Origin of the sequence: Pediococcus argentinicus, from assembly GCF_001437605.1 — a bacterium.
Taxonomy (GTDB): domain Bacteria; phylum Bacillota; class Bacilli; order Lactobacillales; family Lactobacillaceae; genus Pediococcus; species Pediococcus argentinicus.
On record NZ_JQCQ01000031.1, the window covers coordinates 1 to 261 of the forward strand.

Sequence of the window (261 nt, forward strand, 5' to 3'; positions counted from 1 at the left end):
CGGATACTCCTAAGCCAGTAGTTCAAACTGTTAAGTTTAATGGAATTTCGAGTTATGATTCAATTACTGGAAAAAATATGACTACTTGGGACACATCAATGGAAATGATGGATACGGTTATTACACCAGATATCAAAGGATATACTTTTGACAAAAATCAGATTGATAAAAACACAGTCACACCGGATTCTGATAACCAGATTGTTTTTGTGTTTTACACACCAGTAACACCAGTAACACCAGTAACACCAGTAACACCAG

At 35.6% G+C, this 261-nt stretch carries 1 protein-coding gene; it reads left to right on the top strand.

Going from position 1 to position 261, the window contains the following annotated elements; genetic code table 11:
* Positions 1-261: mucin-binding protein (locus IV88_RS09510; RefSeq protein WP_162258644.1), on the top strand; the 261-nt coding region annotated here is incomplete at both ends.